Annotated in this window: 19 protein-coding genes; 9 read left to right on the top strand and 10 right to left on the bottom strand. The window is 67.5% G+C overall.

What is annotated here, in order from left to right; genetic code table 11:
* Positions 1 to 190 precede the first annotated feature (190 nt).
* Both ACZ5CM_RS10880 and ACZ5CM_RS10875 read right to left on the bottom strand, forming a co-directional pair.
* Positions 191 to 1153, bottom strand: coding sequence for an alpha/beta fold hydrolase (locus ACZ5CM_RS10880; RefSeq protein ID WP_464638613.1), 963 nt, complete (start codon positions 1151 to 1153; stop codon positions 191 to 193).
* Positions 1153 to 1440, bottom strand: a complete 288-nt coding sequence (locus tag ACZ5CM_RS10875; RefSeq protein WP_464638611.1) for an SCP2 sterol-binding domain-containing protein — start codon at positions 1438 to 1440, stop codon at positions 1153 to 1155. The genes ACZ5CM_RS10880 and ACZ5CM_RS10875 overlap by 1 nt, the downstream gene beginning before the upstream one ends.
* Before the next feature lie 73 nt (positions 1441 to 1513).
* On the opposite strand from ACZ5CM_RS10875, the gene ACZ5CM_RS10870 reads away from it, so the two are divergent.
* The 6 genes from ACZ5CM_RS10870 to ACZ5CM_RS10845 all read left to right on the top strand — a co-directional run bounded on the left by ACZ5CM_RS10870 (position 1514) and on the right by ACZ5CM_RS10845 (position 7725).
* Positions 1514 to 2083 (top strand): tetratricopeptide repeat protein, encoded by a 570-nt coding sequence (locus ACZ5CM_RS10870; protein ID WP_464638609.1) that lies wholly within the window; start codon positions 1514 to 1516, stop codon positions 2081 to 2083.
* A 67-nt stretch (positions 2084 to 2150) separates the two neighbouring features.
* Entirely contained in the window at positions 2151 to 5111 is a 2961-nt protein-coding gene (locus ACZ5CM_RS10865) for a helicase-related protein (RefSeq protein ID WP_464638607.1), read from the top strand.
* Between the two features lie 9 nt (positions 5112 to 5120).
* Complete coding sequence (locus tag ACZ5CM_RS10860; RefSeq protein WP_464638605.1) at positions 5121 to 5558, top strand: RNA-binding S4 domain-containing protein; 438 nt, start codon at positions 5121 to 5123, stop codon at positions 5556 to 5558.
* Positions 5559 to 5623: 65 nt separating this feature from the next.
* Positions 5624 to 5962, top strand: a complete 339-nt coding sequence (fdxA, locus tag ACZ5CM_RS10855; protein WP_464638603.1) for a ferredoxin FdxA — start codon at positions 5624 to 5626, stop codon at positions 5960 to 5962.
* A gap of 256 nt (positions 5963 to 6218) precedes the next feature.
* Entirely contained in the window at positions 6219 to 6725 is a 507-nt protein-coding gene (locus tag ACZ5CM_RS10850; RefSeq protein ID WP_464638601.1) for a CarD family transcriptional regulator, read from the top strand.
* A gap of 208 nt (positions 6726 to 6933) precedes the next feature.
* Positions 6934 to 7725 carry a potassium channel family protein gene (locus tag ACZ5CM_RS10845; protein WP_464638599.1) on the top strand — a complete coding sequence of 264 codons (792 nt, stop codon included), beginning with the start codon at positions 6934 to 6936 and terminating at the stop codon, positions 7723 to 7725.
* 2 nt (positions 7726 to 7727) lie between these two features.
* Here ACZ5CM_RS10845 and cobS read toward each other — a convergent pair whose 3' ends face one another.
* Entirely contained in the window at positions 7728 to 8507 is a 780-nt protein-coding gene (cobS, locus tag ACZ5CM_RS10840; protein ID WP_464638597.1) for an adenosylcobinamide-GDP ribazoletransferase, read from the bottom strand.
* A gap of 80 nt (positions 8508 to 8587) precedes the next feature.
* Here cobS and cobT point away from each other — a divergent pair, with 80 nt between their 5' ends.
* Complete coding sequence (gene cobT / locus ACZ5CM_RS10835) at positions 8588 to 9604, top strand: nicotinate-nucleotide--dimethylbenzimidazole phosphoribosyltransferase (RefSeq protein ID WP_464638595.1); 1017 nt, start codon at positions 8588 to 8590, stop codon at positions 9602 to 9604.
* A 10-nt stretch (positions 9605 to 9614) separates the two neighbouring features.
* On the opposite strand, the gene ACZ5CM_RS10830 is transcribed toward cobT, so the two are convergent.
* The 5 genes from ACZ5CM_RS10830 to ACZ5CM_RS10810 form a co-directional block, all read right to left on the bottom strand.
* Positions 9615 to 10484 carry a DMT family transporter gene (locus ACZ5CM_RS10830; protein ID WP_464638593.1) on the bottom strand — a complete coding sequence of 290 codons (870 nt, stop codon included), beginning with the start codon at positions 10482 to 10484 and terminating at the stop codon, positions 9615 to 9617.
* 121 nt (positions 10485 to 10605) lie between these two features.
* Positions 10606 to 11370 (bottom strand): FkbM family methyltransferase, encoded by a 765-nt coding sequence (locus tag ACZ5CM_RS10825; protein WP_464638591.1) that lies wholly within the window; start codon positions 11368 to 11370, stop codon positions 10606 to 10608.
* 20 nt (positions 11371 to 11390) lie between these two features.
* Complete coding sequence (locus ACZ5CM_RS10820; RefSeq protein WP_464638589.1) at positions 11391 to 11708, bottom strand: putative quinol monooxygenase; 318 nt, start codon at positions 11706 to 11708, stop codon at positions 11391 to 11393.
* Between the two features lie 94 nt (positions 11709 to 11802).
* A complete protein-coding gene (gene guaA, locus ACZ5CM_RS10815; RefSeq protein ID WP_464638587.1) occupies positions 11803 to 13359 on the bottom strand; it encodes a glutamine-hydrolyzing GMP synthase in 1557 nt (518 codons plus the stop codon).
* Positions 13360 to 13451: 92 nt separating this feature from the next.
* Positions 13452 to 14720 (bottom strand): OmpP1/FadL family transporter, encoded by a 1269-nt coding sequence (locus ACZ5CM_RS10810; protein ID WP_464638585.1) that lies wholly within the window; start codon positions 14718 to 14720, stop codon positions 13452 to 13454.
* 330 nt (positions 14721 to 15050) lie between these two features.
* On the opposite strand from ACZ5CM_RS10810, the gene ACZ5CM_RS10805 reads away from it, so the two are divergent.
* Positions 15051 to 16607 carry a trimethylamine methyltransferase family protein gene (locus ACZ5CM_RS10805; protein WP_464638583.1) on the top strand — a complete coding sequence of 519 codons (1557 nt, stop codon included), beginning with the start codon at positions 15051 to 15053 and terminating at the stop codon, positions 16605 to 16607.
* On the opposite strand, the gene ACZ5CM_RS10800 is transcribed toward ACZ5CM_RS10805, so the two are convergent.
* Entirely contained in the window at positions 16600 to 16908 is a 309-nt protein-coding gene (locus tag ACZ5CM_RS10800; RefSeq protein WP_464638581.1) for a DUF6477 family protein, read from the bottom strand. The genes ACZ5CM_RS10805 and ACZ5CM_RS10800 overlap by 8 nt on opposite strands.
* Positions 16909 to 17147: 239 nt before the next feature.
* Here ACZ5CM_RS10800 and ACZ5CM_RS10795 point away from each other — a divergent pair, with 239 nt between their 5' ends.
* Positions 17148 to 18176, top strand: a complete 1029-nt coding sequence (locus tag ACZ5CM_RS10795) for a DUF6456 domain-containing protein (RefSeq protein WP_464638579.1) — start codon at positions 17148 to 17150, stop codon at positions 18174 to 18176.
* A gap of 182 nt (positions 18177 to 18358) precedes the next feature.
* Here ACZ5CM_RS10795 and ACZ5CM_RS10790 read toward each other — a convergent pair whose 3' ends face one another.
* On the bottom strand, positions 18359 to 18892 hold the full coding sequence (locus ACZ5CM_RS10790) for a redoxin family protein (protein ID WP_464638577.1): 534 nt from the start codon (positions 18890 to 18892) through the stop codon (positions 18359 to 18361).
* Positions 18893 to 18997 lie beyond the last annotated feature (105 nt).

The raw sequence follows: 18997 nt of genomic DNA, 5'->3' as shown, positions 1-18997 counted from the left end.
ACGCAGCCGATCCCCGCCGTCAGGCGGCCGTCCGTCGTTCCCCTTGCCCGACGACCACCCTGCACGGCAGCCGATATCTTCACTCCATTTTCCATCTTCCTCTTGCCGGAAATACTCCGGGGGAGTCGCGGCCTGCCGCGACGGGGGCAGAGCCCCCGCCGGGCTGCGCGGAATGCGGATCAGATGCGCATCACCGGGCGCCGCGTTCGGCGGTATCGACAGAGAACAACCTCGCCAGCCGGTCGAAGACATGGGTGCGCGTGGCTGCCGGTTCCATGAGGATTTCGTGTTCGGCGCCGGCGATGACCTCCAGCTCGCCGCGCGGCCACTTCGCCATCCGGTCGTGGATCGGCTGCGGATCGACGATCTTCTCGCACCCGCCCAGGAAGGTCACGCAAGGCAGGTCGGGCGAGGGCCGCCCGGCCAGGTGCCGGCATTCGCGCAGCGCCTCGCGCAGCCAGTGCAGGCTGGGCCCGCCCAGACCCAGCTCGGGATGGGCGGCAAGCTGGTCGCGCATCATCCGGTACATCTGCGGATCGGTGGTCAGCCAGTTGCCCTCGAACGGCTGTTCCTCGACATAGTTGCCCGCTGTCGAGCCGGGCGCCAGACGATCTCCCAGCCCCAGCAGCGGCGCGGCATGCGACAGGCCCCAGGCGATCGGGCGCATGTGAGCGGGCATCCGGATGCCCCACATCGGCCCGGTGAAGGCACAGCTCTGCACCGTCAGCCCCTCCATCACCGCGCGCAGGCCGATGCAGCCGCCCATGGAATGGGCCAGCAGGTGAAAGGGGCGGGGCAGATCCAGTTCGCGCGTCGCGCGCAACAGCGCGGCCACGTCCTTCTGGTAGTCGGGGAACCGCTCCACATGCCCGATCCGGCGATCCGGGAGCGGCCGGTCGGCCAGCCCCTGGCCGCGCCAGTCCACCGCCAGCAGGGCGAAGCCGCGTTCGGCCATGGCCCGGGCGGTATCGCCATATTTCTCGATATATTCGGTTCGGCCGGGAAACAGCAGCACCGTCCCCTGCGCCGCCCCGCGCGGGTGCCAGGCGCCGATGCGGATGCGCACGCCGTCCGACGTCTTCACCCACAGCGCCCGGCCACCCGGCGGCCCGCCGGCCACCTCTTCGAAAAGCGGGGCCGACTCCAGCTCCATCAGGCCAGAACCGAGGCCAGCTTCATGGCCACGCCCATGTCGCCATCCACCGTCAGCTTGCCCGACATGAAGGCGCCGGTGGGGTTGAGCTCGCCGCTCAGGATCGCCTCGAAGGTTTCGGCATCGGCCGACAGCGTCACATCCGCCTCGTCATCGCCGATGCGGGCGCCGCCTGCATCGATGATCACGGCACCGACGCCGGTCAGTTCGAACTTGGCGCTGCCATCGAAGCCCCCGCCAAGCTTTTCGTTCAGTTCCGCCACGGCCTTTTCAAGTATGTCGCTCATCTGCGTCCTTCCGTTTCACAAGGGCGCGCGCCCTCTGGTAATCGTTGCGCGCCGCGTTACATTGACCGATGTTATGAGACTTGCCCACCTCAATCTCAAACCTGTCGTGGCGGCAATCGCCCTGATCGCCGCCATTTCCGGCCCGGCCGCGGCGCAGCAGGCCGAGGCGGACGACGAATCCGCCCTGCTCCAGGCGCTGACCCGCGCCGACCCGGCCGAGGCAAGGCGGGTCGAACGCCAGTTGCAGGCGATCTGGTCGAAAAGCGGCTCGGTGGCGCTGGATCTGCTGCTCAGCCGCGGACGCGAGGCGCTGGAGGCCGGCGACACCCGCGCCGCCATCGAGCACCTGACCGCGCTGACCGATCATGCACCGGAGTTTGCCGAAGGCTGGCACATGCGCGCCTCGGCCTTCTTCAAGGCTGGGCTCTACGGTCCCGCAATCGCCGACCTGGGGCGCGCGCTGACGCTCAACCCCAACAACTACGACGCGATCTTCGGGCTGGCATCGATACTCGAAACCACCGGAGACGAGGAAAGGGCCTATGAAGCCTACGCCCGTGTCATCGCCATCAATCCCAACCACGAGGACGCATCCGAGGCACTCGAGCGGCTCGAGCTGCGGGTGAAGGGCAAGGCACTCTAGGACGGGCGCACACGGGTGCGGTCGCGAGGCGCGAAACGGGCACTATCAGGGGGCGCAGGGGGCAATCGTGAACGGCAATTCCAGGGTCGTGGCCGTGCTTGGCCCGACCAATACCGGCAAGACCCATTACGCGATCGAGCGGATGCTGGCTCATCGCACCGGCGTGATCGGCCTGCCGCTGCGGCTTCTGGCGCGCGAGGTCTATGACCGGATCGTGGCGCGGCGCGGGCCGTCGGTGGTGGCTCTGGTCACCGGCGAGGAACGGATCGTGCCGCCGCGCACGCAATACTGGGTCTGCACGGTCGAGGCCATGCCCGAGGGCATGGGCTGCGATTTCCTGGCGGTGGACGAGATCCAGCTTTGCGCCGACCCCGAGCGCGGCCACGTCTTCACCGACCGCCTGCTGCGGGCGCGGGGGCTGCACGAGACGCTGTTTCTGGGCTCGGACACCATGCGCGGCCCCATCGCGGCGCTGGTGCCGGGGGTGCAGTTCCTGCGCCGCGAGAGGATGTCGGATCTGGTTCATACCGGGGCGAAGAAGCTCTCGCGCATGCCGCCGCGCAGTGCCATTGTCGGGTTCTCGGTCGAAAACGTCTATGCCACGGCCGAGCTGATCCGCCGCCAGAAGGGCGGAGCGGCGGTGGTGATGGGGGCGCTGTCGCCGCGCACGCGCAACGCCCAGGTGGCGCTCTATCAGAGCGGCGAGGTGGACTATCTGGTGGCCACGGATGCCATCGGGATGGGGCTCAATCTCGATATCGACCATGTGGCCTTTTCCTCTCTGGTCAAGTTCGACGGGCGGCGGATGCGCCCGCTTCAGCCCAACGAGCTGGCCCAGATCGCGGGTCGGGCCGGGCGGGGGATGTCGAACGGCACCTTCGGCGTCACCGGCGAGGCCCGCCCGCTGGACGAGGGCGTGGCGCAGGCGATCATGGAGCACCGCTTTGCGCCGCTGCGGCGGCTCAACTGGCGCAATCCGCGGCTGGAATTCGGGTCGGTGGCGCGGCTGATCCGCGCGCTCGAGGCCGCGCCCGACAGCGAGGTGCTGGTGCGGGCGCGCGAGGCCGACGATCTGGCGGCGCTGAAGACGCTCTCGGACGTGGCCGAGGTGGCCGCACGCGCCACCGACGCGCCTTCGGTGCGGCTGTTGTGGGACGTGTGCCGGATCCCGGATTTTCGCGGCATCAGCCATGCCGAGCATGCCGCGCTGCTGGAGGTGATCTTCCGCTTTCTGCATGAAAAGGGCGCCGTGCCCGACGACTTCATGGCCCGCCAACTGGCCCGGATCGACCGCACCGACGGGGATATCGACGTGCTGGGCCGGCGGCTGGCCTTCATCCGGACGTGGACATATGTCGCGCAGCGCAAGGGCTGGGTGCGCGACGAAAGCCATTGGCGCGGCGAAACCCGCGCGGTAGAAGACAGGGTATCGGATGCGCTGCACGGCGCGCTGACGAAAAGATTTGTGGACCGGCGCACATCCGTTCTGTTGCGCCGGCTCAAGCAGAAGGAGGCCCTTTTGGCCGAAGTGAACGACAACGGAGAAGTGACCGTCGAGGGCGAATTCGTCGGACGGCTGGAAGGGTTCCGGTTTTCCCCGGACCGAAGCGCTCGGGGGGCCGAGGCCAAGGCGGTGAACGCGGCGGCGCTGCAGGCGCTGGCGCCGAAATTTCACCTGCTGGCGGACCGGTTCTACAACGCCCCCGATACCGAGATCGACTTTACCGATCAGGGCGGGCTGATGTGGGGCGACGTGGCGGTGGGCAAGCTGGTGGCCGGGCCCGAGCCGCTGCGCCCCGGGGTCGAGGTCTTCGTGGACGAGGCCGCCGGGCCGGAGGTGGCCGAGAAGGTGAAGCGTCGCCTTGCGCATTTCATCGACCGCAAGGTGGCCTCGCTGTTCGAGCCGCTGCTGGCGTTGCAGAAGGACGAAACCCTCACCGGCCTTGCCCGCGGCTTTGCCTTCCGCATGGTCGAGAATTTCGGCATCATCCCCCGCGCGCAGGTGGCGCGCGAGGTCAAGGAGCTGGACCAGGATATGCGCGGCGCGTTGCGCAAGCACGGGATCCGCTTCGGCCAGTTCACGATCTTCATGCCGGCGCTGCTCAAGCCGGCGCCGACGCGGCTGCGGCTGGTGCTGTGGTCGCTGGCCGAGGGGTTGCAGGAATTTCCCTCGGCGCCGCCGCCGGGGCTGGTGACGGTGCCGGTCGATCCCGAGGCGCCGAGCGGCTATGACACCATGAGCGGCTATCGCAACGCGGGCGCGCGCGCGATCCGCATCGACATGCTGGAACGGCTGGCCGACATGCTGCGCGGGCAGGACAGCCGCGCGGGGTTCGAGGCCAGCGCCGACATGCTGTCGATCACCGGCATGACGCTGGAACAGTTCGCCGACCTGATGCAGGGGCTGGGATACCGCGCCGAACGGGGCGAACGCGTCAAGCAGCGGGTGCAGCCGCAACCCGCCGGCGCGCAGGGCGGTGATAACGCGCCGGAAGGGGCCGCCGCGAAGGACGAAGCCGGCCCGCCCGAAGGCGATGCTGCCGCCGGGGGCGCGGCCGGCGATGCAACCGGGGATACGACCGCACAAGGCGACGGGGCGCAGCACGGCCCGCAGGGCACGGCACCTGCGCCCGAGGGCGATCCCGCGTCCCAAGCCGCTGCGGCGCCAGAGGAAACGGATGCCGCGGACACCGGAGATAGCGGGGCGGGCGATCCCGCGACCGCTGCGGACGGGGAGGTTTCCGCCGAGGAGGAGGCCCCGGAAATCGAGGTCTTCTACACCTTCACCTGGGCCCGCCCCCGCACCCGTGGCGGCGGGCGCCGCGAGGGGCAGGCAGGCGGGGCGCAGGGCCGGGGGGGCAAGCCCCGCGGCAAGGGCAAGCGGCCCCGGCAGGGCAAGCCGGGCGATGCGGGGCCGGACCGGGCGCCGCGCAGCTATTCCGCCCGCCCGCCGAAGAAGAAGGACGACCGGATCGACCCGGACAACCCCTTTGCCGCCGCGCTCATGGCCCTCAAGGACGGCAAGTAGCGCCTGCCGATGACGGAACCCGGGATACAAGCCGCCCGCGTCAGGTTGGACAGGTGGCTGTGGCATGCGCGCTTCTTCAAGACCCGCAGCCTTGCCGCGCGCCAGGTCGCGGGCGGGCATGTGCGCCTCAACGGCAACCGGGTCCGCAAACCCGCGCAGCCTGTGGGGCCGGGTGATGTGCTGACCTTCGCCCTGGCGCGGCGCGTCCGCGTGGTGCGCATCCTCGCCGCCGGTACCCGCCGCGGCCCTGCGCCCGAGGCGCGCCTGCTCTACGAGGATCTCTCGCCCGCCGCGCCGCCTTCCGCCACCTCTTCTTCCTCTTGCGACAAATACTCCGGGGGTGCGGGGGCAGCGCCCCCGCCGAACCCGCGCTTCGAAGGTCGCGGCCGGCCCACGGGGCGCGATCGGCGGCGGCTTGAGCGGGCGCGGCGGAACGAGGCCGATTGACGCCTTGAAGAACCCGGCGCGCTGCTCTAGTTGGACGGCCAGATGGTGAAACGGAAAGCCCGCCAATGACCTATATCGTCACCGACAACTGCATCGCCTGCAAATACACCGACTGCGTCGAGGTCTGCCCCGTGGACTGTTTCTACGAGGGCGAGAACATGCTCGTCATCCACCCCGACGAATGCATCGACTGCGGGGTGTGCGAACCGGAATGCCCGGCCGATGCGATCCGCCCCGATACCGAGCCGAACATGGAAAGCTGGGTCGAGCTGAACCGGAAATATGCCGAGCTGTGGCCGGTGATCATCTCGAAGAAGGATCCCCTGCCGGATGCCGAGAAGCATGACGGCGAGGAAGGCAAGCTGAAGAAATATTTTTCCGAGAAGCCGGGCGAGGGCGGCTGAGGGGAAACCGGCTCTCCGGGCGGGGAGGGATTGCAGGACCGGAACAGGCAGATTGCCGCGCGCCCACTTTGAAACGGGCGCGATTCGTGCTATGTTAACTCTTGTAAATGATGCCAGCCACCGGAATACCACCCCGCAGGGAACCTCGCATGGGGTGGTCTTGTTTGCGAAAAATGCGACCTGGGCCGCGAAACGCGATGACGCGGGCCGGCGCTTTTGACGCCGAGTTTCCGGAACAGACGCAAGGAAGACCTGTATGACCAAGTCCAAGAAGCTCGAATTCCGCCCCAACGACTACGTGGTCTATCCGGCGCATGGCGTCGGGAAGATCGTGTCGATCGAAGAACAGGAAGTGGCGGGTTTCAAGCTGGAACTGTTCGTGATCTCGTTCGAGAAGGACAAGATGACGCTGCGGGTGCCGACCAACAAGGCGACCGAGGTGGGGATGCGCTCGCTCAGCTCGCCGGACGTGATCGAGAAGGCGATGAAGACGCTCAAGGGCAAGGCCCGGGTCAAGCGGGCGATGTGGTCGCGCCGGGCGCAGGAATACGAACAGAAGATCAACTCGGGCGATCTGATCTCGATTGCCGAGGTGGTGCGCGATCTGCACCGCACCGACGATCAGCGCGAGCAGAGCTATTCCGAGCGTCAGCTTTACGAGGCGGCGCTGGAGCGGCTCACCCGCGAGGTGGCCGCCGTCAGCGGCGACGAGGCGGAAGCCGTGCGCAAGGTGGATGCGGTCCTGACCTCGCGCGCCGCCTGATCCATCCGTCCGACCGGTTCGCAACCGCGCCCCGACGGGGCGCGGTTTTTCGTTGCCCTGGCCGCTTCGGGGCTGGCTCTGCCGGGCGGGGGCTCTGCCCCCGTCGCGGCAAGCCGCGACTCCCCCGGAGTATTTCCGGCAAGAGGAAGGGGTGCGCGGGATTGGCTGTGGACAACTCCGGCCGAGCGGCTATCACCATTGGGGGCTGATGCGGGGCGAGCTCATGCGCGAGAGGGTGAAGAACAAGCTCAGGCAGCTGTATACCGGGCCCGAGGCGGTCGCGGTCCGGTTCCGTTACGCGCTCATCCTGTTCGACGCGCTGACCATCCTGTTCTTCATTCTCGCCACGCCGTTTCGGGACGTGCCGGGGTTTCACTCCGCCGGGATGGTCATCGGGGTGCTGATCCTGTGCGATTTCACCGCCCGGCTGTGGATCGCGGAGAACCGGTGGCAGGCGCTGCTCAGGATCTATACGCTGGCCGATCTGGTCGTGGTCGTCGTGGTGTTCCTTGACCCCTTTCTGGAGCACAACTTCGCCTTTCTGCGAATCCTGCGCGGGTTGCGCCTGATCCATTCCTACCAACTTCTGGGGGATCTGCGCCGGGACAGCCTGTTCTTTCGCAAGCATGAAGATGCGGTGATCGCCGCCATCAACCTGTTCGTGTTCATCTTTCTCACCGCTTCGGCGGCTTATGCGATGTTCTTCGACGACCGTCCCGGCGTGGAGTCCTATGTCGATGCGCTCTACTTCACCGTCGCCACGCTGACCACCACGGGATTTGGGGACATCACGCTGGATTCGACCGCCGGGAAGCTGTTTTCGGTCTTCATCATGGTGGTGGGGGTGGCGCTGTTCGTGCAGCTGGCGCGGACCGTGTTCATGCCGTCCAAGGTGCGTCACACCTGCCCGGTCTGCGGGTTGAGCCGGCACGACATCGATGCCGTGCACTGCAAGCACTGCGGTACCACGCTGAAGATCGAGACGCCGGGCGCGGATTGAGTTCAGCCGCTCAGCGCCGTCTGCAGCCCCAGCAGCAGGGTGATTTCGGCCATCTGCTGGGCGGCGCCGAGGATGTCCCCGGTCTGGCCGCCGATGCGGATGCGGGCCAGATGCGCCACGCCAAGCACCGCAAGCGCCCCCGCCAGTGCAGGCAGGATCACCGCGCCGCCGGCGAAAAGCAGCGCCAGCGCTGCTCCGAAGGTCAGCGCGGCAAGGCTGGCGTCGCGTCCGGGGCGGCCGATTGCGCGCGACAGCCCGTCCGGCCGGGCAGGCGGCAGGGCGGTCATCAGCAGCGGCAGCGGCGCGCGCGACAGGGCCGCTGCGGCCACCAGCGGGCCGGTCAGCGTGCCGGCGGCGATCAGCCCGGACAGGGCGCTCCAGCGCAGCCCCAGCCCGAGGATCAGCGCCAGCACGCCATAGCTGCCGATATGGCTGTCCTTCATGATGGCAAGTCTGTGGTCGCGGTCCTGCCCGCCCCAGAGCCCGTCCACCGTATCGGCAAGCCCGTCTTCGTGCATGGCTCCGGTGGCGGCGATCTGCACCGCGAGGACCAGTCCCGCCGCGGCCGCCGGGGACAGCCCGAAGGCAAGGGCCAGCGAGCCCGCAGCGGCGGCGATCAGGGCGATGGCGAGGCCCGCCAGCGGCCAGGCCCAGGCGGCGCGTGCCTGACGGGCAAAGGCATGCTCGGGGAGCCGTGGCAGCGGCAGCCGCGTGAGCAGTGCCAGCGCCACGCCGGCGTCCTGCAGCAGGGCGGGAAGGGGACCCGTGTCGTTTTTGCGCATCCTTAGGCCCTTTCCGGGGCTTGTGACCTTCGGGCAAGCGATTAAACACGCAAGTCGAACCCGTTGCAATGAGGCTGCGCATGCTTCCCCGTCTGACCGATCTCGATCATTTCCGTTCCCTTCTGGCCTCTGCCCCCGGACCCGACGAGGAGGCACGTGCGCAGGCACAGGCGCGCAACAGGCAGTTGACCAAGCCGCCCGGCGCGCTGGGGCGGCTGGAGGAGCTGGCGATCTGGTATGCCGGCTGGCGGGGCACGCCGCGGCCCGAGATCTCGGCCCCGCAGGTGGTGGTGTTTGCCGGCAATCACGGGGTCACCGAGCAGGGCGTTTCGGCCTTTCCGGCCGAGGTGACGGCGCAGATGGTGGCGAATTTCGAGGCCGGCGGCGCCGCGATCAACCAGCTTGCCCGGGCCGCGGGGGCGCGGATGGATGTGGTGGCGCTCGATCTCGACCGGCCGGTGGCGGATTTCACCCGGGCCCCGGCGATGGGCGAGGCGGAGTTTCTGGACGCGCTCCGCGCCGGCTGGGAGGCGGTCGATGGGGGGGCGGATCTGCTGGTGGTGGGCGAGATGGGCATCGGCAACACCACCGCGGCGGCGGCGATTGCCCACGCGCTGTTCGGAGGTTCGGCGGCGGACTGGACCGGGCGCGGCACCGGCGTCGATGAGGCGGGCCTTGCCAACAAGATCCGGGTGGTGGCCGCGGGCGTGGCCCGTCACGCGGGTGATGGGGCGGACGGGCTGGACATCCTGGCCCGGCTTGGCGGGCGCGAGCTTGCGGCCATGGCCGGGGCGATTGCGGCCGCCCGGATGATGCGGATTCCGGTGATCCTGGATGGGTTCATCTGCACGGCCGCTGCAGCCTGCCTGGAGGCGGTGCAGCCGGGTGCCCTGGATCATGCGGTGGCCGGGCATCTGAGCGCCGAGGGCGCCCATGGTGTGCTTCTGGCGCGGCTGGGCAAAGAGCCGCTGCTGTCGCTGGGTCTGCGCCTTGGCGAGGGTTCGGGCGCGGCGGTGGCGATTGGCGTGCTGAAGGCGGCCGTGGCCTGTCACAGCGGCATGGCCAGCTTTGCCGAGGCCGGCGTGGCCGAGGGCTGAGCGGGGCGGCTCAGCCGCGGCGCGCGGCGCGGGTTTCGGTCAGGATGTTGAGGTAGTTGCCGCCGAAGATGATTGCCGCGCCGACCAGTACCCAGATATCCAGCGGTTCGCGGTAAAGCAGCATCGCCGTGACGGCGATGGCCGGCAGGCGCAGGAAATCGAGAGGAACCACCACCGTGGCCGGGGCCAGCGTCAGCGCCTTGGCGATGCAGAAATGGGCGAGCAGCCCGGCAAGCCCCACCAGCAGCAGGAAGGGCGCGGTGGCGGCCGTCGGCAGGGCGATGTTTCCGTCCCAGCCGGCGAATCCCAGGCCAAGCCCCGCTTGCATCAGCGTCAGCCAGAACATGATGCAGCCGATGCTGGCGGTGCGGGTCAGCGCCTTGGTCGAGATGGTTGTCAGCGCGAAGAAGACGGCCGACAGGGCGGCGGCGGTGATGCCGGGGGTGAGTGCCCCCGCCCCCGGTCGGGCGACGATCAGGATGCCGGCGAAACCGATCAGCGCCGAGAGCACCCGCACCGGCGTCATGCGTTCGCCCAAGAGCAGCGGCGAGAGCAGGATCACCCATAGCGGCTGGGTGAATTCCAGCGCGAAGACCTGGGCCAGGGGGGTGACGGTCACGGCGTAGAACCAAAGGTTCTGGCCGGCGAAATGGACCGTGTTGCGCAGCCCGTGCATGCCCAGCCGCCGGGTGCTAATGCCGCTCCAGCCGCCGCGCAGGGTCAGCACCGCGCAGACCACGCCCAGGCCGATGACCGAGCGATACATCATGATCTCGAAGGTGTCGTGCACCGCGCCCAGCTCCCGCCCGGCCACCGCCATGGAGGAGAAGGATGCGATCGCTCCGGTCATCCACAGCGCGGCCTTGAGAGTCGGGGTCATGCGGTGTGGCCTCGGGCGGTGTTGCGGCGTCGGCGACAGAGGGGGGCTGCCTGCCCCCCTCGGCCCGTGCGGGCCTCACCCCCCGGGAGTACTTGTGGCAAGAGGAAGGGGGCGGGTCGGCTCATGCGGGGTGGAATTGCGGGTTGCGGTTGAGAGCGATGTAGTTGGTGGTGGTGAAGATTTCGTCCCGCTCGGAGTAGCGGGGGATGTCGAGGATGCCGAAGGGGGTGATCCGGTAGAGCGCGAAGCCGTGTTCGGAAAAGAAGGTCCAGAAGTCGCGGAAGAAGGTTCGGGTGTCGACGTTGCAGCCGCCGAATTCGAACTGGATCGCGCGGCAGTGATCGATGGCCGCGCCGGCCCCGTGCAGGGCGGCCAGCTCGTGCCCTTCGATATCCAGTTTCAGGATGTCGATCCGGGCCCGGCCGAGCCGATCCTGCCAGAAGTCCTCGAAGCGGGTGGTTTCGACCTCTTCGGTAACATCGAAGCCGAGGTTGAAGTGATCGAGATTGCGTTGCGACAGGCTGGCAAGCCCCGAGCCGGGTGCGTCCGAATGCAGCGTGGCTCGTCCGGCGGTATCGGAGAGTGCCTGCGGCCAGATCGAGACGCGGCTATCGTTGGCGAAGCGTTCCCTCAGCCGGGCGACATTGGTCGCCGCGGGCTCGAAGGTGTGGATCCGGGCCTGCGGGCAGCTGCGCAGCAGCGCGGCGGTGTATTCTCCGACATTGCCGCCGACATCCACGCACAGGCGGATGTCGGCCGGCCCGTTCAGGAGGCTGATGATGGCGTTTAGCTCGGCCGCGATGGAGCGCGTTCCGTAGCCCTTGCCGAGGCTGCGCAGGATCTGCTTTTCGAGGAATTTCAGTGCGGCGCCGGCGAGAGGGGTCATCGGTGGATCCTTCGGGTCGTTCAGCTGGTCTTGCCCGGGCGGCCCGGCCTGTTTGCCCCGCTCTGGCCGATCGCGTCAATGCTGTAGTGGCGCGGGATGCCGGCGGTGATCCGGACCCAGCGGGAGTTTCGCGTGCGCAGCTGGTGGGCGACGAAGGCCTTGCGGTTGCGGAAGGTTTCGCGCACCAGCCAGCGCCCCTTTACCTTCGGGTCGGGGGTGACCCGGAAGGACAGGCAGCCGGGTTCGGCGCGGGTGCGCCGGATGTGATCGGGCAGGGCGGCGGCGACCGCTGCGCGCCGGTGGGCTGGCACGTCGATATGGCCGGACAGGCGGATCATCTGCGGCGCGGGGGAAGGGGGGCTGCCTGCCCCCCTCGGCCCGTGCGGGCCTCACCCCCCGGGAGTATTTGCGGCGAGATGAAGGGGAGGGCGTTCATTCCCATTCGATGGTGCCCGGCGGTTTCGAGGTGATGTCGTAGGTCACCCGGTTGATGCCGGGCACCTCGTTGATGATGCGGGTGGCGGTTTCGCCCAGGAATTCGTGGGAGAAGGGGTAGTAGTCGGCGGTCATGCCATCGACCGAGGTGACCGCGCGCAGGGCGCAGGCGTAGTCATAGGTGCGCCCGTCGCCCATCACGCCCACGGTCTTTACCGGCAGGATGGCCGCGAAGGCCTGCCAGATTTCATCATAGAGCCCGTGGCGGCGGATCTGGTCGATGAACACCGCATCCGCCTTGCGCAGGATCTCCAGCTTTTCGCGGGTGATCTCGCCGGGGCAGCGGATGGCCAGGCCCGGGCCGGGGAAGGGGTGGCGGGCGATGAAGCTTTCCGGCAGGCCCAGTTCGCGCCCCAAGGCGCGCACCTCGTCCTTGAACAGCTCGCGCAGCGGCTCCACCAGCTTCAGCCCCATCTTTTCGGGCAGCCCGCCCACATTGTGGTGGGACTTGATGGTGACCGAGGGCCCGCCCGAGAAGGAGACGCTCTCGATCACGTCCGGATAAAGCGTGCCCTGGGCCAGGAATTCGGCGCCTTCGATTTCGGCCGCGTATTTCTGGAACACGTCGATGAAGAGGCGGCCGATGATCTTGCGCTTGGTTTCGGGGTCCGAGACGCCTTCGAGCTCGCCCAGGAACAGTTCGCTTTCGTCGGCAGCGATCAGCGGGATGTTGTAGTGGTCGCGGAACATGGTGACCACCTCCTCGGCCTCGTTCTCGCGCAATAGCCCGTGATCGACGAAGACACAGGTGAGCTGATCGCCGATGGCCTCGTGGATCAGCACCGCCGCCACCGAGGAATCGACGCCGCCCGAGAGGCCGCAGATCACCCGCTTGTTGCCCACCTGTTCGCGGATCTTGCGGATGGCCTCCTGCCGGTAGGCGCCCATGGTCCAGTCGCCGGCAAACCCGGCAATGCGGGTGAAGTTTTCCAGCAGTTTCCTGCCGCCGGGGGTGTGGTGCACCTCGGGATGGAACTGCACGGCATAGAAGTGGCGCGCGGGGTCGGCGGTGATGGCGAAGGGCGCGCCCGGCGAGGTTCCGAAGACGCGAAAGCCCGGCGCGATGGACGAGACGTGGTCGCCGTGGCTCATCCACACCTGTTCGCGCCCCTGCCCGAACCAGCCTTCGAGAATGTCGAGGGATTCCCCGGTCGGGGTGACCCATGCGCGGCCGAACTCGGCGGTGCCGTGGCCGCGCTCGACCCGGCCGCCCAGCATCTGCATCATCACCTGCTGGCCGTAGCAGATGCCCAGCACCGGAACCCCGAGTTCGAAGACGGCTGCCGGCGGGCGGGGTGCGTCCGCGTCGCTCACCGAGGCCGGCCCCCCCGAGAGGATCACCGCCCGCGGCGCGAAGTCGCGCAGGAATTGCTCGGTGACCTTCTGGCAGGGGTGGATTTCGCAATAGACGTTCAGTTCGCGCAGCCGGCGGGCAATCAGCTGCGTGACCTGACTGCCGAAGTCGATGATGAGAAGGCGTTGATGATGGGTCATGGGCGGGCTGATACAGGCGCCCGGCCGGTCGCGCAAGGGCCGCCCGCGCGCGAACCGGTCGCGCGCGGGCGGCCCTTGATTTCACCACGCTTCTACCACTTGTAGGACAGTCCCAGCGACAGCTCGTTCTGGTCCATCCGCAGCGATACCGGCTGGCCGAAACCCGGCGTCAGGTTGTTGCCGCTGACGGTATTGTTGAAGACATGGGTGAAGGCCCCCGTCAGCTCCATCTTGTCGCTGATCTGGTAGCTTGCGCCGATCGAGGCGTGCAGCTTGGGCGTGGCCGGGGCGAGGACGTTGAACAGGACCTCGTTGGTGCTCTTGAGGAAGTCGGAGGCATAGGACAGGCCGCCGCGAAGGGTGAGCTTCGGGCTGGCGCGGTAGATGCCGGCGATGCGGAACACGTTCATGTCGGTCCAGCCGAAGCCGGGGCCGTTGTTTGCGCCCAGCGGGGTGGCCAGTATCGCGTTGCTGTTGGCGATCGAGGGGATGTCGCCGTAGAAGATGCGCTGGTATTCCGCGGTCAGCGTCCATGCCGGGTTCGCGGCCGGCGTGTAGGCCGCGCCGATCGTCGCCGTGGCCGGGATGTCGAAGTCGCCCTGCTCGGCGTAAAGGCCGGCGTAGCGATCGAACTTGCTCATGTTCATCTTGGTCCGGTAGGAGGCGCCGATCGTCCATTCCGAAGTGGGACGCCATGCCATGCCGATATTGACGCCGAAGCCGGTGGACCAGTCATCGCCCTGGTTGGTCACCCGCGCGGGGTTGGACGAAAAGCCGGCGAAGGCCTCCAGCCCGGTGGCCGAGAAGCGCTGCACCGCGAAGGTCGGTGCAATGCCGAGCGTGAGCGATTCGCTGACGTCGAAGGCATAGTTGGCGGCGATGAACAGCTGTTCGAGGTTGACGCCGAGCGGCACCGATCCGGCTCCGAGGCCGGCGAAGGGGTTGGCGCCGTATTCGGTGTTCATGCCGCCATTGCCGAAGATGGAAATCCCGATGGTGCTGCCCTCGTTCAGCTGCCAGTTGGCGCCGACGCAGGGGATCAGAAAGAGGCTGTTGCGGCTCTTGTAGGTGCCGGGGGTCAGCGGGGCTGCGCCGCCGACAGTAAAGCTGCGGTCGGGCGAGAAGAAGGTCAGGCAGGCATCCGCCCGGTTGCCGACCTCGGTCCCCATGGCCGGGTTCTGCGCAAGTCCCAGCGTGCCGTTGTTCACGGCCACGCCGGATCCGGCCATCGCCTTGGATTCGTTGCCGTAGCCGTTTGCGAAATAGCCGTTGGTGGCGGCCGCCGGTCCGGCCAGCATGGCGGTTGCCACGCTTGCCGCAGCCATCAGTGCCAGATGGCTGCTCTTGTTCGGTGTCTTCATCTTTCCTCCCTGGGGCCACGCCATCCGCGTGGACGTTGCGCCCCCTTCCTTTCAGACGCATTGTGTTTGTCCCGGGCGCGGCTTCCTCCGTTTCAACAGCGCGCGGGGTGTTTCAGGCATAGCAAGATCGAGATATCTTGTCAGTAATATATGTGAGAATGCCTATGTTTTATGGGATCGCGATGTGTCCTGAAGGCGACGCACCTGTTGCGCGGCGGTGCCTGCACATGTCGCTTTTCCCTCTCAATCGCCGGTTTGCGCCTTCGGCGCGGGAAGGGGATACGGTATCTATCCGGGGCATGTGGACCCAACTGGACGGGACGGAATAGGATGGCGGAAGCAACCACGAGGCGTCGCGCGCGCGGCAAGGGCAGGGGTGGAGGCGGTGCGGCCCGGCGGGCCGAACGCATGGCGGTCCGGATCGAGACCGCGAAGTACATCGAGCGCAACATCCCCAACCTCGAGATTCTGAACGACGAGGCGCTCGAGATCATCGAGGCCAATGCCGAAACCGTGCTGGCCGAGATCGGCGTGAACTTCGTCAACAACCCCGGTGCGATCGCCCGCTGGCGCGATGCCGGCGCCGAGATCGAAGGCGAACGGGTGCGCATTCCCCGCGGTCTGGCGCGCAAGCTGTGCGCCACCGCCCCGTCCAGCTTCACCCAGCACGCCCGCAACCCCGAGCGCAGCGTGGTCATCGGCGGGCGCAACCTGGTGCTGGCGCCGGTCTATGGCCCGCCCTTCGTGCGCGACATGGAAGGCGGCCGCCGCTATGCCACCATGGAGGATTTCCGCAATTTCGTGCGCCTGGGCTACATGTCAAAATGGCTGCACCATTCCGGCGGCACCCTGTGCGAACCCACCGACGTGCCGGTGAACAAGCGTCACCTGGACATGCTGCTGGCGCACATGACGCTGAGCGACAAGCCCTTCATGGGCTCGGTCACCGATCCGGCGCGGGCGCGCGATTCGGTCGAGATGTGCGAGATCCTGTTCGGCAGGGAGTTCGTGCAGAACAACACGGTGATGACTTCGCTGACCAACATCAACTCGCCGATGACCTTCGACGACGTGATGATGGGGGCGCTGGAAGTCTATGCGAGCAACAACCAGGCCTGCATCGTTTCGCCCTTCATTGTCGGCGGTGCCATGGCGCCGGTCAGCGTGGCCGGGACGCTCACGCAGGTTCTGGCCGAAGTGATGGCCGGCATCGCCTATTCCCAGCTGATCCGGCCCGGCGCGCCGGTCATCTTCGGGGCGTTCGTGACTTCGATCGACATGAACTCGGGCGCCCCCACCTTCGGCACGCCCGAAGCCGCGCAGATCACTTATGGCGCGGGTCAGCTGGCGCGGCGGCTGGGCCTGCCCTTCCGCTCGTCCGGGGCCTTCACCGGCTCCAAGCTGCCCGATGCCCAGGCCGCCTATGAAAGCGCCAACAGCCTGAATGTGGGGCTTCTGTCGGGGGTCAACTTCATGCTGCACGCCTGCGGCTGGCTGGAGGGCGGGCTGGTGGCCTCGTTTGAGAAATTCGTGATGGACGCCGATCAGCTGGGCGTCCTGCACAAGATGGCCCGGGGCGTCGCGATGGATGGCGAATCGCAGGCCATGGACGCCATTGCCGAGGTGGGGCCGGGCGGGCACTACCTGGGCTGCGCCCATACCCAGGCCCATTTCCGCGACGCCTTCTGGCGGTCGGATCTTCTCGACTACAAGCCCTTCGAGACGTGGGAAGAGGAGGGCGCCCGCGACACCCAGACCCTGGCGGCCGAGCGGGTCCGGCAGCTTCTGGCCGACTATCGGCAGCCGCCGCTGGACCCGGGCGTGGCCGAAGCGCTGAACGAATATGTCGCGAAGAAGAAGGAGTCGATGCCCGACGCCTTCACGTAGGGTCCGGCGCGTCCTCGGTGCGGGCGGCCCTGAGCAGCTGTGCCTCGCCCATCATGGCGATCAGGAGGTCGAGGTGACGCGGGAGCGAATATCCCGCGTCACCCGCCCGCCGCCTTTCGTCCATTTCCCGTTCCTTCTCGATCAGGCGGATCAGCGCCTCGGCCGGCCGCGGATGCGTGCCATAGCCCAGAAGCCGCTGCAGGTGCCGTTCGCGGTTGTAGTCCTGCGCGCCGATCCGTGCGGTTCGGATCAGAAGCCGCGGGCGGCGAAGGCTGGCAAGCATGGTCAGCGGGTCGAGCATGGCGTTTCCCCTTCGATTCGGTTGTCGTGCCCGAAGGTATTGCACACGTAATCAGGGTGTTGCGGCTGATAAGTTCTCCGTACGATAGATTTACCAGTGTTTATCATTTCGAAACAATCTTTGGTTACGCGGTAAATTCTTAAGATTCTCGTAACCAATACATCCATAGGTTGCGGGAAGTTCTGGGGATAGCCGTCGGACAATCGGATCAGCCATTGTGCCATGAGGACATTGACGGGATGCATCAGGGGATTGTGACGGGGTTGCCGGACTGGGTGCCTGCAGAGGCGCGGCGCTATCTTGCCCATACCGAAGCCGGGCAGGGGATCCGGGAACTGGCGCGGCAGGAGGGATGCCACGCCTCGACCGTGTTGCGGCAGATCCGGCGGGTGGAAACCCGGCGCGACGATCCGCTTGTTGATGCGGCGCTTTCGTCGCTTGCGGCGGCGCATTTCGTGCGGCGTCGCGATGACGGTACGGTGCCGGATGACGGGCCGGGCGAGGGGGTGCGCAATCCGTTCCCGGAGGACGGGATGGAAACCGAAGCGGCCCGGATTCTGCGCCGCCTGAGCGAGAGCGGTGCGGTTCTGGCGGTGGCCGAAGGGATGGAGAAGGCGGTCGTGGTTCGCGACGACGGGGCGGGGGATGCTGCCCGGACGGCGGTGGTGGATGCGGGCGTTGCGCAGGCACTGGCGCTGAACGAATGGATCCACTGCGCGCGGCCGGGGCGCATCAGCCGTTATCGGATCACCGCGGGCGGGCGTGCGGCGCTGGGCCGGATGCTGGCCCGGGCCGAGAATCGCGCCAGCAGGGGGCAGGAGGCCGACCTTGCCGGCTCCATTGCCAAGGACGGGGCGCGGCGGCGCCCGTCAGGGCGTGAGGGCCGTCGGCGCGGGGTGCGATACGGTCTGCCCGAAAGCCCATTGACGCTGTTGTCCCGGCGGCGGGACCGGGACGGACGCCCGTTTCTGAGCGGGGATCTCGTTGCCGCGGGCGAACGTCTGCGCGAGGATTTCGAACTGGCCCGGACGGGGACCGGTCGCGGGGCGGAAGCCGCGCGGGAGCGGGTATCGCGGGCGCTGGCCGAGCTCGGGCCGGGGCTGGGGGATGTTGTCCTGCGGTGCTGCTGTCATCTGGAGGGGCTGGAAACGGCCGAAAGGCGGATGGGCTGGTCGGCGCGATCGGGGAAGATCGTGCTGCGGATCGCCCTGCAGCGGCTCAGGCGGCATTACGACGAACAGGCTCAGTCCGATCGCCTGATCGGATAGAGCATGTCGCTCAAAAGTGGGAACCGGTTTTGAGCTTCTCGGACATGCTCCAGCGCGGCCAACCGGCGCGCCTGCGGCGCATGCCAAACGGTTTGCGCCCGCGCGGTTGCGCGGGCGCGATGCCTCCGGCGGGAGTATTTCCGGCAAGAGGAAGGGGCGCGTTGTCGCGGCCCCGTCGCCGGTCAGGCGTTCTTGCGCAGATATTCGAGCAGGTTTTCGGGCGAGGATTCGCCATAGGGGTCGGCGCCGTGGTTGTCTTCGCGGCCCGGCTCTTCGAACCAGGCCTCGACCACGCCGTCATTGACGATTGCCGCATAGCGCCAGGAGCGGTAGCCGAAGCCGAGATTGTCCTTGTCCACCAGCATGCCCATCAGCCGGGTGAAGATGCCCGAGCCATCGGGGATGACCTTGACGTTTTCGAGGTTCTGGCTGCGTGCCCAGGCGTTCATCACGAAGCTGTCGTTCACGGACATGCAGTAGATTTCTTCGATCCCCAGCTTGCGGAATTCCTCGGCGTTCTTTTCGTAGCCGGGCAGCTGGTAGGTCGAGCAGGTGGGCGTGAAGGCTCCGGGCAGCGAGAACAGGATCACGCGCTTGCCGGCGAAGTAGTCGGCGGTGGTCATGTCCTGCCAGCGATAGGGGTTGTCTCCGCCGATGCTTTCGTCGCGGACGCGGGTGTGGAAGGTGACGTCGGGCAGTTTGACTCCGGCTTTCATCGCAGGCTCCTTTCGAGTTTGAAAACTTGGGGAGGGGCTTAAAACGATTCTAAACTTGGATCAACGCCTGAAATCCCGTGGCGCTGCTGCAACATGATCGCATGG

This window comes from Piezobacter thermophilus, assembly GCF_055386745.1.
Note: the sequence above shows the minus strand (reverse complement) of the source record. Positions and strands in the feature narration are given on the sequence as shown.

Coding starts and splice junctions, on each gene's coding strand:
- ACZ5CM_RS10880 (WP_464638613.1), bottom strand. CDS start 1,153: ATGGAGCTGGAGTCGGCCCCGCTTTTCGAAGAGGTGGCCGGCGGGCCG.
- ACZ5CM_RS10875 (WP_464638611.1), bottom strand. CDS start 1,440: ATGAGCGACATACTTGAAAAGGCCGTGGCGGAACTGAACGAAAAGCTT.
- ACZ5CM_RS10870 (WP_464638609.1), top strand. CDS start 1,514: ATGAGACTTGCCCACCTCAATCTCAAACCTGTCGTGGCGGCAATCGCC.
- ACZ5CM_RS10860 (WP_464638605.1), top strand. CDS start 5,121: ATGACGGAACCCGGGATACAAGCCGCCCGCGTCAGGTTGGACAGGTGG.
- fdxA (WP_464638603.1), top strand. CDS start 5,624: ATGACCTATATCGTCACCGACAACTGCATCGCCTGCAAATACACCGAC.
- ACZ5CM_RS10850 (WP_464638601.1), top strand. CDS start 6,219: ATGACCAAGTCCAAGAAGCTCGAATTCCGCCCCAACGACTACGTGGTC.
- ACZ5CM_RS10845 (WP_464638599.1), top strand. CDS start 6,934: ATGCGGGGCGAGCTCATGCGCGAGAGGGTGAAGAACAAGCTCAGGCAG.
- cobS (WP_464638597.1), bottom strand. CDS start 8,507: ATGCGCAAAAACGACACGGGTCCCCTTCCCGCCCTGCTGCAGGACGCC.
- cobT (WP_464638595.1), top strand. CDS start 8,588: ATGCTTCCCCGTCTGACCGATCTCGATCATTTCCGTTCCCTTCTGGCC.
- ACZ5CM_RS10830 (WP_464638593.1), bottom strand. CDS start 10,484: ATGACCCCGACTCTCAAGGCCGCGCTGTGGATGACCGGAGCGATCGCA.
- ACZ5CM_RS10825 (WP_464638591.1), bottom strand. CDS start 11,370: ATGACCCCTCTCGCCGGCGCCGCACTGAAATTCCTCGAAAAGCAGATC.
- ACZ5CM_RS10820 (WP_464638589.1), bottom strand. CDS start 11,708: ATGATCCGCCTGTCCGGCCATATCGACGTGCCAGCCCACCGGCGCGCA.
- guaA (WP_464638587.1), bottom strand. CDS start 13,359: ATGACCCATCATCAACGCCTTCTCATCATCGACTTCGGCAGTCAGGTC.
- ACZ5CM_RS10810 (WP_464638585.1), bottom strand. CDS start 14,720: ATGAAGACACCGAACAAGAGCAGCCATCTGGCACTGATGGCTGCGGCA.
- ACZ5CM_RS10805 (WP_464638583.1), top strand. CDS start 15,051: ATGGCGGAAGCAACCACGAGGCGTCGCGCGCGCGGCAAGGGCAGGGGT.
- ACZ5CM_RS10800 (WP_464638581.1), bottom strand. CDS start 16,908: ATGCTCGACCCGCTGACCATGCTTGCCAGCCTTCGCCGCCCGCGGCTT.
- ACZ5CM_RS10795 (WP_464638579.1), top strand. CDS start 17,148: ATGCATCAGGGGATTGTGACGGGGTTGCCGGACTGGGTGCCTGCAGAG.
- ACZ5CM_RS10790 (WP_464638577.1), bottom strand. CDS start 18,892: ATGAAAGCCGGAGTCAAACTGCCCGACGTCACCTTCCACACCCGCGTC.